The organism is Streptomyces beijiangensis (assembly GCF_017315755.1).
GTDB classification, from domain to species: domain Bacteria; phylum Actinomycetota; class Actinomycetes; order Streptomycetales; family Streptomycetaceae; genus Streptomyces; species Streptomyces beijiangensis.
The window spans coordinates 1-13,758 of the sequence record NZ_JAFLRJ010000190.1 but is presented as its reverse complement, the minus strand read 5'-3'; the positions used below and the strand labels follow the sequence as shown (position 1 = coordinate 13,758).

Sequence of the window (13,758 nt, the reverse complement as noted above, 5' to 3'; positions counted from 1 at the left end):
GACGAAGCCCCGGCCGGGACACCGGCCGGGGCTTCGTGCGGTCTGCGGTCTGCGGTCTGCTTCTGCGGTCTGTCGGCTGCGGTCAGGCGCGGTAGGGCTCGGCCTTGAGGATCTTGACCGTGGCCTTGTTGCCGTTCGGCAGCTCGTACTGGGCGTTCTCGCCGACCTTCTTGCCGATCACGCCCGTACCGAGAGGTGACTGGGGGGAGTACGTCTCGATGTCCGAGCTCGCGTACTCACGTGAGGCGATGAGGAACGTCATGGTGTCGTCCTCGTCGCCGTCGAAGGCGATCGTGACGACCATGCCGGGGGCCGCCTCGCCACTGGTCGTCGGCGCCTCGCCGACCTGGGCCGCCTCCAGGAGCTGGGTGAGCTGGCGTACGCGCAGCTCCTGCTTGCCCTGCTCCTCCTTGGCCGCGTGGTAACCGCCGTTCTCGCGCAGGTCACCCTCCTCGCGTGCGGCCGCGATCTTCGAGGTGACCTCGGCGCGTGCGGGACCCTTCAGATGCTCCAGCTCGGCCTTCAGCTGGTTGTACGCATCCTGAGTCAGCCAGGTGACGTTCTCACTGGTCTGGGTCACGGGTCGCTCCTCGTAGGTACCGGAAATACAAAGCATCGCCCTACCCAGAAGTGTGTGCCTCCAGGGGCGGGCGAAACCACGAGCCTAACAATTCCCGAGAGGAACGGGGAGGACCGAATGTCAGAAGTACGTCAGGAGACGGTTGCGGTCAGCCGGTCTGGCAGCTGATGAGTTCCGCGCTGCTGGCCTTTGACGTCGTCCGCAGCTCGACCGTGACGTGGGACACGTGCTGGCCCTTGGTGAAGGCGATGTCCTTGCGGCCGACCTCGTTGTGGTTCTCGTCCAGCGCGCGCACGGTGCAGGTGCCGGCGGTCGAGGTGTCCTTGTTGACGTCGAGACCCATGGTGACCTTGTCCTTCGAGGGGATCTCGAAGGTGACGACCTGGGCGTTGAGCTCGGACTTGCCCGATACGTAGTCGTAGCCGATCCAGCCGACGACGAGCAGGACGGCGGCGCCGAGCACCGCTCCGATGATCTTGAGTTTGTGGTCCGCGCGCTCGTCCGCGGAGCGGCCGTAACGGCCCTCGGGGAGCTCTTCGCGTACCGCAGTCATGATCGTTCCTCCAGGGAGTGGACGCAGGAATTTTCTGCCCGCCCCATCGGTCAATATAGAGGTCGTTCATTGCGCCGAAACACTGAGGGCGCCGTAACCCACAAGGATCTTGTCTTGACTGAGCAGCTGCGGCTGATGGCCGTTCACGCCCACCCCGACGACGAGTCGAGCAAGGGCGCGGCCACCATGGCCAAGTACGTGTCCGAGGGGGTGGACGTGCTGGTCGTGACCTGCACGGGAGGCGAGCGCGGCTCCATCCTCAATCCGAAGCTCCAGGGCGACAAGTACATCGAGGACCACATCCACGAGGTACGGAAGCGGGAGATGGACGAGGCCCGCGAGATTCTCGGGGTCAAGCAGGAGTGGCTCGGCTTCGTCGACTCGGGTCTGCCCGAGGGCGACCCGCTGCCGCCGCTGCCCGAGGGCTGCTTCGCGCTGGAGGACATCGATGTGGCGGCGGGCCGGCTGGTGCGGCTCATCCGCGAGTTCCGCCCGCAGGCGATCACCACGTACGACGAGAACGGCGGCTACCCGCACCCCGACCACATCATGACCCACAAGATCTCCATGGTGGCTTTTGATGGCGCGGGGGACGCGGAGAAGTTCCCGGAGGCCGAGTTCGGCCCCGTCTACCAGCCGCAGAAGCTCTACTACAACCAGGGCTTCAACAAGCCGCGGACGGTCGCCCTGCACGAGGCGATGCTGGCGCGCGGCATGGAGTCGCCGTACGGGGACTGGCTGAAGCGCTGGGACGAGTTCATGCGGGTCGAGCGGACGCTGACCACGCACATTCCCTGTGACGAGTTCTACGAGATCCGTGACAAGGCGCTGATCGCGCACGCCACGCAGATCGACCCGGACGGCGGCTGGTTCCGCGTACCCATGGACCTCCAGCGGGAGGTCTGGCCGACCGAGGAGTACGAGCTCGCGAAGTCGCTCGTGGACACCTCCCTCCCCGAGGACGACCTCTTCGCGGGCATCCGCGACAATGGCTGACATGAGCGCTAGCTATGCAGCACTGACGCATCTCGTCCCTCTCGCGAAGGAGGTCGACGACAGCAAGGTGACTCCGGGCGTCCTCGGCTTCATCGTCTTCGCGGTGCTGGCCGTCGGCACGTGGCTGCTGATGAAGTCGATGAACCGCCACATGGGCAAGGTCACCTTCGAGGAGGCCCCGGACCCGGCGGCCGCCCCGAAGGCGGAGGCCGCCGAGTCCAAGAAGGCCTGAGCAGGGCTGTGCAGGCCTGAGAAGGGCTGTCCCTCAGCGGGGTGCAGTTGTCACCGGTACGCCCATGACCTCCCGGGCGTGCCGGTTCGGGACCATGCCCAGGCGCCACGCCTGCCAGCCGTCCTCCAGGGCCACGCCCCGGCCCAGGACGAGGGCGTACGCCTCCGCGCAGTCCTCCAGCTTGCCGTCGCGCGTGGGGTGCGGGGAGCGGATCAGCTCCGCCAGCTCCTGCTCCGCGACCGCGGTGCCGACCTCCGAGCCGCCCGGGGACGCGTACGGCAGCAGCGTGCAGCGCAGGAAGCGCGCCCAGTCGCCGCCCCTCTTGTCGTCGTACGTGGCGAACAGCGCGGACGCCTCCTCGCAGAGCTGCAGCGCCTGTGCGGCGCGTGCGTTGCCCGCGTCGATCATCGCCAGTTCCAGGCAGCTCCAGGCCTCCCCGTGGGCGTTGCCGATGCGGTGGAAGTCGGTCCGGGCGTCGACCAGGAGCTGGCGGGCGAAGCCGGAGTTGCGGAGGTTGCCGGTCTGGGCGGCCCGCTGGTCGCGGGTGACACGGCCCGAGTGGTGGCGGGCGCAGGCCAGGCCGTACACATCGCGCATCCGGGAGAACATCGTGCGGGCGCGCTCCAGCTCCCGTACCGACTGGTCGCGGTCGCCGCGCTCCTCCAGGGCCTGGCCCAGGTAGTAGAGGGTCCAGGCCTCGCCGCGCGCGTCCTCGTTGTCGCGGTGGCGCGAGAGCGCGCCGCGCAGCTGGTCGACCGCCGCGGCCGGGTCGCCGTCCACCAGACGGGCCCGGGCGAGCTGGGTCATGGCCCAGGCCTCGCCGCGGCCGTCGCGGGTCTGTCCGTACCCGTCGAGCGCGATGCGCAGCTCGTCCTCGGCGCGCTCCACGTCTCCCATGCGCAGACAGGTCTGGCCGAGCTGGAAGTGCGTCCAGGCCTCGCCGTGCAGGGAGTCGTTCTCCTGGTGGAGGGCGAGGGAGGTGGCGAGGAGGGTGAGGGCCTCGGAGATGTTCCCCCGGTCGCGTTCCACGGCTGCCAGCGCGTGCAGGGTCCAGGCGCGGTCGGCGGCCAGTTCGGGCGGGGACTGCAGGGTGAGGGCCTCACGCAGGCGTACGGCCGCCTCGGTGAGGTTGCCCTGGTGGTGCAGGGTGATGCCGAGCGAGCAGAGCGCGAGGGCCTCGCCCGCCTCGTGGTGCGCCTCGCGGTAGAGGTCGACGACCGAGGTGAGGGTGGTGCGGGCCTCGTCGAGCTCGCCCAGCTGGCGGGCCGCGATGCCGGTGCGCCACTGCACCGAGCGGACCAGCAGCCCCTGGCCCACGGCCTGCGTCAACTCGCTGATCTCGCCCAGGCGGTAGAGGTCGCCGCGCAGCAGACAGTAGTCGCAGAGGGCTCCCAGGAGGTGCAGTACGACGTCCTGGTCGACGCCCTCGGCCTGCCGCAGGGCGGAGGTGATGAAGCTCGACTCCTCGTCGAGCCAGCGCAGCGCCGCGTCGAGCGAGGTGAATCCGTGCGAGCCGAACTTGCCCGCGCGGGTGGAGAGCTGGCCGTCGACCAGGCGGATCACGGAGTCGGCGAGTTCGGCGTACGACTGGATCAGCCGCTCCTGGGCGGCCGTGCGCTCGGCGGGCTCCTCCTCGTCCTCCAGGCGGGCCTGGGCGAAGGTGCGCACCGTGTCGTGGAGGCGGTAGCGGCTGCCGCGCACGTTGTCGACGAGGCCGGTGCGGGCGAGGTGGTCGAGGAGGCGCTGGGCCTCCTGCTCCTCGGTGGCGAGCAGCGAGGCCGCGGCAGCTGCGCCCAGCGAGGCCCTTCCGGCGAGCGCGAGGCGGCGCAGCAGACGGCGGCTCTGTTCGGGCTGGTCGCTGTAGCGCAGCCACAGGGTGCGTTCGATGGGGGCGACGGGTCCGTACGCGGCCAGGTCGGCGGCCAGGGTGCGGGTGGTGCGGGGCCCGATCGCGGACCCGGCGATCCGCAGGGCGAGCGGCAGTCCGGCGCACAACTCCCTTACCGCGTCCGTCGATTCGCTGTCGTACGGCGATTCCTGCTCCTCCGCCACCGACCTCAGCAGCTCCTCGGCGCCCGCCGCGCCCAGCGCCCCCACCGGCAGCTCGTGCACCCAGGCGGGGGTGTCGGCCGGCAGTGCGAGCGGGTGGCGTGCGGTGACGATGACGAGGCTGTCCGAGCGTTCGGGGACGAGCGCGAGGACCTGTGCGGCCTCGTTCGCGTCGTCGAGCACGACCGTGACGGGGAGCCCCGTCAGATGCTGCCGGTAGAGCTCGCTCAGCCGCCTCATCTGCTGTTCGGGGGAGGAACGTTCACGGAAGAGCAGTTGCTCGCGCGGTGCGCCGAGACGATTCAGCAGATGCAGCAGCGCGTCCCGCGTCGACAGCGGCTCCTCGCCGGGGGCGTCCCCGCGCAGATCGACCACGCACGCCCCGCGGAACTGGTCCCTGAGCTGGTGCGCGGCCCGTACGGCAAGAGTGGTGCGCCCCGACCCGTCGACCCCGTGCAGTACGACGACGGTGGGCTTGGTCTCGGTGGACGCGCGCGCCGCGTGCACCCACTGGGCGATCTGCGCCAGCTCGGTGCGGCGCCCCGCGAACGTCCCCTCGGGCTCGGGGAGATGACCGAAGGACTGCTCAAGTACGGAACGGCTGCGTGCCGCCGCGCTCTTGTCGGTGCCGCGCAGCTGCGGCGGTACGGCGACGGGGGAGGTCTTCTTCTTTTTCGGTGTGGCCAGCATCCGCTGCTGGTCCAGGTACGGGCGGATGCCCCGTACCTCAAGGGCCGTCAGCCACTGCAGCCTCAACTGCTCGGCCCCGCCCGGCTGTCCGGCCGCCCCGGCCCTGGCGTGCGCGGCCGGCCAGTGCGACGCCGTCACCTTGACGACGGTGGCCGCGGCCCCGGCGACCGCGACGACCACGCCGGTGCCCAGCGCGGTGCCCGCCGGCGTACCGAAGGCGACGTCCGAGCCGAAGGCCGCCACTGCCGCAACCACCGTCACCACAGCGGGAGTTGCCACGTACTTCCGGCTGAACCGCTCGGAGAGCGGATGTTCGTCGGCCGCCGCCGCGTCCAGCGCCTGGGTGTACGCGGCGTACTCCTCGGCCGAACTCGCGGCGAGCGAGTCGAGTGCCGCCCGTCCGCGCGCCAGCAGCATCCCCGTGTCGGCCCGGCCGCCCGAGCGCCGCACCTCTTCCTCCACGGCGCGCGCCAACAGCCTTTCGGCCTCGGCCCGGTGACCCTCCCGCATGTGCAGTCCCCCTCCGCGTTGCGATGCACCGAGGTTCCGGTGCGGTGGTTCCGCGTCAAGTGTCCTGCGTGACGCGCGTCAGCGCGAGGGAGCGTGGCGAATGTGCAGGTGGGCGTCGTTGGGCCAGGGCGGGGTCGCGGCCAGGGTCTGTGCGTAGGAGAATCCGGTCTTCTCCGCGACGCGGCAGGAGGCGTCGTTGTCGATGGCGTGGATGAGTTCCAGGCGCCGCAGGCCGAGGCCGTCGTACGCCCATTCCACGATCGCTTCGACCGAGCGCGGGGCGATCCCGCGCCCGCGCGCGGCGCCGACGGTCCAGTACCCGACTTCGCCGTCGGTCCCGGCCGGGTCGGGCCGCTTGAGCACCACGCACCCGGCCAGCTTCCCGTCCCCGGCGCCGACCACGGCGAAGGTGAAGAGTTTCCCGCTCTCCCAGCCGGCCTGCTGCGCGTCCAGCCACTGGCGCCCGCCCGCCTCGTCCGTGACCTTCGAGTCCAGCCAGCGCACATGCGCCGGATCGCGGTACGCCTCGACGAGCGCGCCGAGGTCGCCGTCCTCCCAGGGGCGAAGGAGCAGGCCGGGGGTGTGCAGGGTCACGGATATCTGTTCGCCGTCCATCGGATCACCGTACGGCGCGCCGCGTTACGGTGCCCGGGTGATCGCTGACATCCATCTGCTCGCCGACGGAGTGCAGATGCGCCCCGCCGCGCTCACCGACGCCCACGCCCTCGCGGAGGCGTTCCGCCGCAACAGGGAGCATCTGCGCCCCTGGGATCCGGTCCGCCCCGAGTCCTTCTTCACGTACGAGGGCCAACTGACGCGCCTGGCAGGGCTGCTGGGCGACCGCGACGCCGGACGCGCGATGCCCTGGCTGCTCTTCGACGCGGACCGGGTCATCGGCGCCGTCAACCTCGGCAACATCGCCCTGGGCCCGTTCCGCAGCGCGGGACTCGGCTACTGGCTGGACGGCGGGCAGACCGGCAGGGGTCTCGCCACCGCCGCCGTCGAGACCGTGTGCCGCTCCGCCCGCGACGATCTCGGTCTGCACCGCGTCGAGGCGGGGACGATCCTGGAGAACGCCGCGTCCCAGCGGGTCCTCGCCAAGTGCGGCTTCCAGGAGATCGGCATCGCGCCCCGCTACCTCAGCATCAACGGCGCCTGGCGCGACCACCGCCTCTTCCAGCGGATCCTGCACGAAAGAGAGGCGTGACGGAGGTAGGGGTTCCGGCGGGGCCCGCCTTTGGGCACTGTAAGAGGTATGGGTTCGTACGCGTACGAGTTGAGGTTCGACTCCGGGCGCATCTGCCTGGACCTGGTGGCGACGGGAGTTCATCCCGTCGAGCAGCTCGACTGCGGTGAGCGCCTCACCGCCTGGCTCGCGGGGGCCGGTCTGGTGCCCCCTGACACCGCCCATCCCGCCGACCCGGCCTGGCTCTCCGGCTTCATCGAGCTCAGGGAGTACGTCAGGCAGCTGGTCCGCGGCGAGATCGCGGGCCGCCCCGCCGACGCCGCCCTGGACCGGGTCAACGCGTACGCCTCGGGTTCACCCCCCGCGCTGAAGGCCGTACGCCACCCGGACGGCACCCTGGTCAAGGCCTTCGCCGCGGCCCCCGACCGCGACGCCCTCCTGGCGGCCGTCGCCCGCGACACCGTGGACCTCCTCACCGACCCCGAAGCCCGCGCCCTGCTCCGCCAGTGCGAGGGCGACAACTGTGCCCGGCTCTACCTCGACACCTCCCGGGGCCACCGCCGCCGCTGGTGCTCCAGTGAGATCTGCGGCAACCGTGAACGGGTGGCCAGGCACCGGCGGCGTGCGGCACTCGGGGCAAGGGCGCAAGTCGGTACGTAAAGAATCCGGCCACGCATTGAATGATTCCGGGCAGCGGCCCGTACCAGAGGGCAAGGAGCTGGACAGGGTCTCGACCGGGAGGTTCAGGTGCGCAAGGATGCCGCCGTGGCCGATGACCGCACCTCAGGGGCCCGGCATCGCTCCGTGCCCGACGAGGAGCTGATGCGGGCGCTGTACCGCGAGCATGCGGGACCGCTTCTCGCGTACGTCATCCGACTCGTCGCCGGCGACCGCCAGCGCGCCGAGGACGTCGTACAGGAGACGCTCATCCGTGCCTGGAAGAACGCCGGCCAGCTCAACCGGGCCACCGGCTCTGTCCGACCCTGGCTGGTGACGGTCGCAAGGCGCATCGTCATCGACAACCACCGCAGCCGGCAGTCCCGGCCGCAGGAGGTCGATCCGTCGCCGCTGGAGGTCATGCCCGCGGAGGACGAGATCGACAAGGCGTTGTGGCTCATGACGCTCTCGGATGCGCTCGACGATCTGACTCCCGCGCACCGGGAGGCACTTGTGGAGACGTACTTCAAGGGGCGTACGGTCAATGAGGCGGCCGAGGCACTCGGCATTCCCAGCGGGACCGTACGGTCCCGGGTCTTCTACGCACTGCGCTCGATGAAGCTCGCACTGGAGGAGAGGGGGGTGACGGCATGACGACGCAGCGAGAGCCCGAGTCGGTCCACGACGCGGTCGGCGCATACGTTCTCGGCATCCTCGACGAAGCCGATGCCACCGCCTTCGAGGAGCATCTCGCGGGCTGCGAGATCTGCGCGGCCGAACTCGACGACCTCGCGGGCATGGAGCCGCTGCTGGCCGGGCTGGCGGAGTTCCCGGGACCGGCGCCCCAGGCCGAGCGCCCTGTCCCGCCGCAGCTCCTGAACAACCTGGTCGACGAGGTCGCGGCCCAGCGCGCCAAGCGCCGCCGCCGCACCAGCTACCTGGTGGCGGCCGCTGCCGCCCTGGTCATCGGGGGCCCTACGATCGCGGTGGTCGCCACGTCAGGCAACAGCGGTACGAGCAGCTCCGCCCATCCGCACTCCACCAGCCCCGCCCAGGACGCCTTCTTCAGCGGCATGCTGAACAAGGCCTCGGCCACCGATCCGGCGACCAAGGTCTCCGCGACCGTCGGCACCGAGGCAAAGCCCTGGGGCACGCACGCCGTCCTCGAACTGAAAAACGTCCAGGGTCCGCTCAAATGCTCCCTGATCGCGGTCTCCAAGAGCGGCGAGCGCGAGACGGTCACCACCTGGTCGGTCCCGAAATGGGGTTACGGAATCCCGGGCAGCCCGCACGAGGCCTCGAAGTACCCCCTGTACGTCCACGGCGGCGCGGCGATGAGCCCCGCCGACATCGACCACTTCGAGGTCGCGACCCTGGACGGCAAGCGGCTGGTCGACGTGCCGGTGTAAACAGCACCGGTCTGCCGCAGAGCGCTCCCCTTCGCGTATGGTTGACGGTCGCCCAAATGCACGTCAGAAGGGGGCCTCAGTGGCCGCGCAGGACGCCGCTGTCGACTCGGTCAGAGACCGCGAGATCGGTATCGAGCAGGACCACCTCAATCAGGTGTACAGGCGTCTCGAGGAGAAGATCCACGAGGCGGAATTCCTGATGAACGACGCCGCCCAGCGCGGCCAGGTCGGCACGCCCGGCGCCCTGGCCGAAAGGGATGCCCAGGTCTTCAGGGCGGGCATCCACCTCAACCGCCTCAACAACGAATTCGAGGACTTCCTCTTCGGACGCATCGACCTGCTGCAGGGCAAGGACGGCCAGAAGGGCGCGGACGGGGCCTTCACCTCGGTCGATCCCGCCGAAGACGCGGTGCGCCCGGACAACACGGCCGACATCGCGGAGACGCTCCACATCGGCCGTATCGGGGTCCTGGACTCCGACTACTCGCCGCTGGTCATCGACTGGCGGGCACCGGCCGCGGCGCCTTTCTACCGCTCGACGCCGGTCGATCCCGGCCGTGTCGTACGGCGCCGGGTCATCCGCTCCAAGGGCCGCAAGGTCCTCGGGGTGGAGGACGACCTGATGCGCCCCGAACTGACGGCCGCGCTGGAAGGGAACGGGCTCGCCGTCGTCGGCGACGGCGCCCTGATGGCCGCACTCGGCCAGGCCCGCAGCCACACCATGCGGGACATCGTCTCCTCGATCCAGGCCGAGCAGGACCTGGTCATCCGGGCCCCCGCGGCCTCGGTCACCGAGGTCTCGGGCGGTCCCGGCACCGGCAAGACGGCGGTGGCGCTGCACCGGGCCGCGTACCTCCTCTACCAGGACCGCCGGCGCTACTCGGGCGGCATCCTGATCGTCTCGCCGACCCCGCTGCTCGTCTCGTACACCGAGGGCGTGCTGCCCTCGCTGGGCGAGGAGGGCCAGGTGGCGATCCGCGCGCTGGGGTCGCTCGTGGACGGCGCGGAGGCCACGGCGTACGACGAACCGTCGATCGCCCGCATCAAGGGTTCGTCCCGGATGCTCGCGGTCCTGCGCAAGGCCGCCAGGGGAGCCCTGGAGGGGGACAGGGCGCCCGCCGCGCGCGACAACGGCCAGCTGTCCTTCGGGGAAGCGGAGGCGAGCCCTGCCGCCCGGCTGCGCGTCGTCGCCTTCGGGGGACGCCTCGAACTGGAGGCGGACGACCTCCAGCGCATCCGCAACAACGTCCTCGGCGGCACCGCACCCGTCAACCTGCTGCGCCCGCGCGCCCGCAAGCTCCTCCTGGACGCCCTGTGGGCCAAGTCCAACGGCCGCGGCCGCTACAGCGACCCGCAGATGCTCGCCGATCTCCGCTCGGGCTTCGACGACGACGTCTCGAACGAGGATTCGTTCATCGCCTTCCTGAACGCCTGGTGGCCCGAGCTCACCCCGCGCGGTGTGCTCATGTCCATGGCCGACGAGCGCAGGCTGGGCCGCTGGGCGCGGCGGGTGCTGAATCCGCGCGAGGTGCGCCAACTGGCCCGCGCTCTCAAGCGTGAAGCGCTCTCCGTGCACGACGTCGCCCTCATCGACGAACTGCAGACCCTGCTGGGTACTCCGCACAAGCCGAAGAAGCGGCGCGAGTACGACCCCCTGGACGCGCTCACCGGCCTTGAGGAGCTGATGCCGCACCGCGAGGAGACCCAGTGGGAGCGGGCGGAGCGGCTCGCGGCCGAGCGCACCGAGTACGCGCACGTCATCGTCGACGAGGCCCAGGACCTCACCCCCATGCAGTGGCGGATGGTCGGCCGCCGCGGCCGGCAGGCGACCTGGACGATCGTGGGCGACGCGGCCCAGTCGTCGTGGTCGTACCCGGACGAGGCGGCCGAGGCCCGCGACGAGGCGCTCGGCTCCCGCCCCCGCCGCCGCTTCACCCTCACGGTCAACTACCGCAACCCGGCGGAGATCGCGGAGCTGGCGGCCAAGGTGCTCAAGCTCGCCATGCCGGGCATGGAGTCGCCTTCGGCAGTCCGTTCGACCGGGGTGCGGCCGCGGTTCTCGGTCGTACGGGACGGGGATCTCGCCGCTTCCGTACGCGAGGAGGCGCAGCGCCTCCTGGACCAGGTGGACGGCACGGTCGGTGTCGTCGTGGCCATGAACCGCCGTGAGCAGGCGCGCAAGTGGCTCGCGGGGTTCGGCGAGCGGGTCGTGACGCTCGGCAGCCTGGAGGCGAAGGGTCTGGAGTACGACGCCACGGTGGTCGTCTCGCCCGCGGAGATCGCGGACGAGTCCCCGGCCGGACTGCGGGTGCTGTACGTCGCGTTGACGCGCGCCACCCAGCAGCTGACGGTGATCTCGGCGGCGCGCGACGAGCCGGACGAGGACGGTGTGCCGGACCTGCTGAGGGACTGATCGCAGCGGGAACGGCCCGGTGAGTTTAGGGGTTCCGGCGAAAAAAACCGGCAATCCGCGGTGCGGGAATCAGTTCCTGGGGGTGTTTGTTAGCCTGGGTGTGACACCGGCTCGATCCAAGCCCCCGGGCCCAACCTTCGTCGCTTAGAGCGACCACTTGCCGCGAGGCGAGCATGGCGGGCCGGTGTCGCTTAGACGTTCGAAGAAGAGGCCTTCCTCAACTGAGGAAGGCCTCTTCTGTTTCACCATGACTTCTCGTATGGTGGAAAACTCTTTCCGAAACAAGCCGCACTTACCTGCTACTGGCTGGTAGGTGCGACCATCGGACAGCAGCAAAGAAGCTCAACGAAAGAGGAAGTCGGCCATGGCAACGGCGCCCAGCGTCTCGTACTCGATGACGGCACGACTGGAGGTCCCCGCGAGCGGGACCGCGGTCAGCCAGCTCACCACGGCCGTCGAATCCTCCGGAGGTTCGGTCACGGGCCTCGATGTGACCGCATCCGGTCACGAGAAGCTGCGAATCGACGTCACCATCGCGGCGTCGTCCACGGCGCATGCGGACGAGATCGTCGACAAACTCCGCTCGGTCGAGGGCGTCGAGGTCGGCAAGGTCTCCGACCGTACGTTCCTGATGCACCTCGGCGGCAAGATCGAGATGGCGTCCAAGCACCCCATCCGCAACCGTGACGACCTCTCGATGATCTACACCCCGGGTGTGGCCAGGGTCTGCATGGCGATCGCCGAGAACCCCGAGGACGCCCGGCGCCTCACCATCAAGCGCAACTCCGTTGCAGTGGTGACGGACGGGTCCGCGGTGCTCGGCCTCGGCAACATCGGCCCGATGGCCGCGCTGCCCGTCATGGAGGGCAAGGCGGCCCTCTTCAAGCGCTTCGCCGGCATCGACGCCTGGCCGATCTGCCTGGACACCCAGGACAGTGACGAGATCGTCGCCATCGTCAAGGCGATCGCCCCCGGCTTCGCCGGCATCAACCTGGAAGACATCTCCGCACCCCGCTGCTTCGAGATCGAGGCACGGCTGCGCGAGGCCCTGGACATCCCCGTCTTCCACGACGACCAGCACGGCACCGCGATCGTGGTCCTCGCCGCGCTCACCAACGCACTGCGCGTGGTGAGCAAGGGAATTGGGGACGTTCGCGTGGTGATGTCGGGCGCCGGAGCGGCCGGTACGGCCATCCTCAAGCTCCTCATCGCGGCCGGCGTGAAGCACGCCGTCGTCGCCGACATCCACGGCGTGGTGCACGCGGACCGCGAGGACCTCGTCGACGCGGCCCCCGAGTCGCCGCTGCGCTGGATCGCCGACAACACGAACCCCGAGGGCGTCCGCGGCACCCTCAAGGAAGCCGTCGCCGGCGCCGATGTGTTCATCGGGGTCTCCGCTCCGAACGTCATCGACGGCGACGATGTCGCGGCCATGGCGGACGGTGCGATCGTGTTCGCACTCGCGAACCCCGACCCCGAGGTCGACCCGGCGATCGCGCGTCAGACCGCGGCAGTTGTGGCCACGGGCCGTTCCGACTTCCCCAACCAGATCAACAACGTACTGGTCTTCCCGGGGGTCTTCCGAGGCCTCCTGGACGCCCAGTCGCGCACCGTCAACACGGAGATGATGCTCGCCGCGGCGGGCGCCCTCGCGGACGTCGTCGCCGAGGACGAGATCAACGCGAACTACATCATCCCCTCCGTCTTCAACGACAAGGTCGCGGGAGCGGTCGCAGGGGCGGTGCGTACGGCCGCGAAGGCGGCCGGCGCGGGCGGCGGGGCTGTGACAGGCCCCACGTCCGTCTGACGCCCGGCGCGTCGCGCGACGCGGCGCATCAAACCCACCTTTAGGGTGGCGGGCAATGAGCACAGGAGCCCGGCAGTCCGTGCCGGATTGGCTTTCCCGCCGCTGGTGGGGGCAGGATGCGTAATCGGGCGCGAGGGTCTGACGTCAGACCCGGGTCCGGGGACTGTCCTAGGGCCCTGGCAGCATCGGCTTCGATCTCACGCCTTACAGGCAAGAAGAACACGGGAGTAACAACATGAACCGCAGTGAGCTGGTGGCCGCCCTGGCCGACCGCGCCGAGGTGACTCGCAAGGACGCCGACGCCGTGCTGGCCGCGCTCGCCGAGACCGTCGGCGAGATCGTCGCCAAGGGCGACGAGAAGGTCACCATCCCCGGCTTCCTGACCTTCGAGCGCACCCACCGTGCCGCTCGCACCGCTCGTAACCCGCAGACCGGCGACCCGATCAACATCCCGGCCGGTTACAGCGTGAAGGTCTCCGCGGGCTCCAAGCTCAAGGAAGCCGCCAAGGGCAAGTAAGGCCTTGTAGGCAACAAGAAGGGCGGCTACCCACCTGGGTAGCCGCCCTTCGCCGTCTCGTGGCCCACGCCGCCCCAAATCAAGCTCACGCGAGGCAAAACCAAGCTGACGCCGCTCGAATCAAGCTCACGCCGGGCAAAATCAAGCCCCTCCGGCGAT

The 13,758-nt window shown here is 70.1% G+C and carries 13 protein-coding genes; 9 read left to right on the top strand and 4 right to left on the bottom strand.

Annotated features, from left to right (window positions below; translation table 11 throughout):
* Nucleotides 1–82 precede the first annotated feature (82 nt).
* Nucleotides 83–580, bottom strand: a complete 498-nt coding sequence (greA, locus tag J0695_RS20870) for a transcription elongation factor GreA (protein ID WP_206963640.1) — start codon at nt 578–580, stop codon at nt 83–85.
* Between the two features lie 148 nt (nt 581–728).
* A complete protein-coding gene (locus tag J0695_RS20865) occupies nt 729–1,133 on the bottom strand; it encodes a DUF4307 domain-containing protein (protein ID WP_206963639.1) in 405 nt (134 codons plus the stop codon).
* 114 nt (nt 1,134–1,247) lie between these two features.
* On the opposite strand from J0695_RS20865, the gene mca reads away from it, so the two are divergent.
* A complete protein-coding gene (gene mca / locus J0695_RS20860; RefSeq protein WP_206963638.1) occupies nt 1,248–2,129 on the top strand; it encodes a mycothiol conjugate amidase Mca in 882 nt (293 codons plus the stop codon).
* On the top strand, nt 2,122–2,361 hold the full coding sequence (locus tag J0695_RS20855) for a hypothetical protein (protein WP_372445806.1): 240 nt from the start codon (nt 2,122–2,124) through the stop codon (nt 2,359–2,361). Before mca ends, J0695_RS20855 begins: the two co-directional genes overlap by 8 nt.
* Before the next feature lie 33 nt (nt 2,362–2,394).
* Here J0695_RS20855 and J0695_RS20850 read toward each other — a convergent pair whose 3' ends face one another.
* Together J0695_RS20850 and J0695_RS20845 are read right to left on the bottom strand one after the other, a co-directional pair.
* Complete coding sequence (locus J0695_RS20850) at nt 2,395–5,610, bottom strand: tetratricopeptide repeat protein (protein ID WP_206963636.1); 3,216 nt, start codon at nt 5,608–5,610, stop codon at nt 2,395–2,397.
* 78 nt (nt 5,611–5,688) lie between these two features.
* The gene (locus tag J0695_RS20845) at nt 5,689–6,225 is read right to left on the bottom strand and encodes a GNAT family N-acetyltransferase (RefSeq protein WP_206963635.1); all 537 of its coding nucleotides are present in this window, start codon (nt 6,223–6,225) and stop codon (nt 5,689–5,691) included.
* Nucleotides 6,226–6,262: 37 nt separating this feature from the next.
* Between J0695_RS20845 and J0695_RS20840 the strand changes: the two genes are divergently transcribed.
* The 7 genes from J0695_RS20840 to J0695_RS20810 all read left to right on the top strand — a co-directional run bounded on the left by J0695_RS20840 (nt 6,263) and on the right by J0695_RS20810 (nt 13,599).
* The gene (locus tag J0695_RS20840) at nt 6,263–6,817 is read left to right on the top strand and encodes a GNAT family N-acetyltransferase (RefSeq protein ID WP_307798707.1); all 555 of its coding nucleotides are present in this window, start codon (nt 6,263–6,265) and stop codon (nt 6,815–6,817) included.
* Nucleotides 6,818–6,865: 48 nt separating this feature from the next.
* Nucleotides 6,866–7,456, top strand: a complete 591-nt coding sequence (locus J0695_RS20835) for a CGNR zinc finger domain-containing protein (protein ID WP_206963634.1) — start codon at nt 6,866–6,868, stop codon at nt 7,454–7,456.
* A gap of 87 nt (nt 7,457–7,543) precedes the next feature.
* A complete protein-coding gene (locus J0695_RS20830) occupies nt 7,544–8,107 on the top strand; it encodes a sigma-70 family RNA polymerase sigma factor (protein ID WP_206963633.1) in 564 nt (187 codons plus the stop codon).
* Nucleotides 8,104–8,862: an anti-sigma factor family protein gene (locus J0695_RS20825; protein ID WP_206963632.1), complete on the top strand. Its 759-nt coding sequence runs from the start codon at nt 8,104–8,106 to the stop codon at nt 8,860–8,862. Before J0695_RS20830 ends, J0695_RS20825 begins: the two co-directional genes overlap by 4 nt.
* A 79-nt stretch (nt 8,863–8,941) precedes the next feature.
* Nucleotides 8,942–11,275 (top strand): HelD family protein, encoded by a 2,334-nt coding sequence (locus tag J0695_RS20820; protein WP_206963631.1) that lies wholly within the window; start codon nt 8,942–8,944, stop codon nt 11,273–11,275.
* 364 nt (nt 11,276–11,639) lie between these two features.
* On the top strand, nt 11,640–13,082 hold the full coding sequence (locus J0695_RS20815; protein ID WP_206963630.1) for an NAD-dependent malic enzyme: 1,443 nt from the start codon (nt 11,640–11,642) through the stop codon (nt 13,080–13,082).
* 235 nt (nt 13,083–13,317) lie between these two features.
* Nucleotides 13,318–13,599 (top strand): HU family DNA-binding protein, encoded by a 282-nt coding sequence (locus J0695_RS20810; RefSeq protein WP_003968811.1) that lies wholly within the window; start codon nt 13,318–13,320, stop codon nt 13,597–13,599.
* Nucleotides 13,600–13,758: the final 159 nt, after the last annotated feature.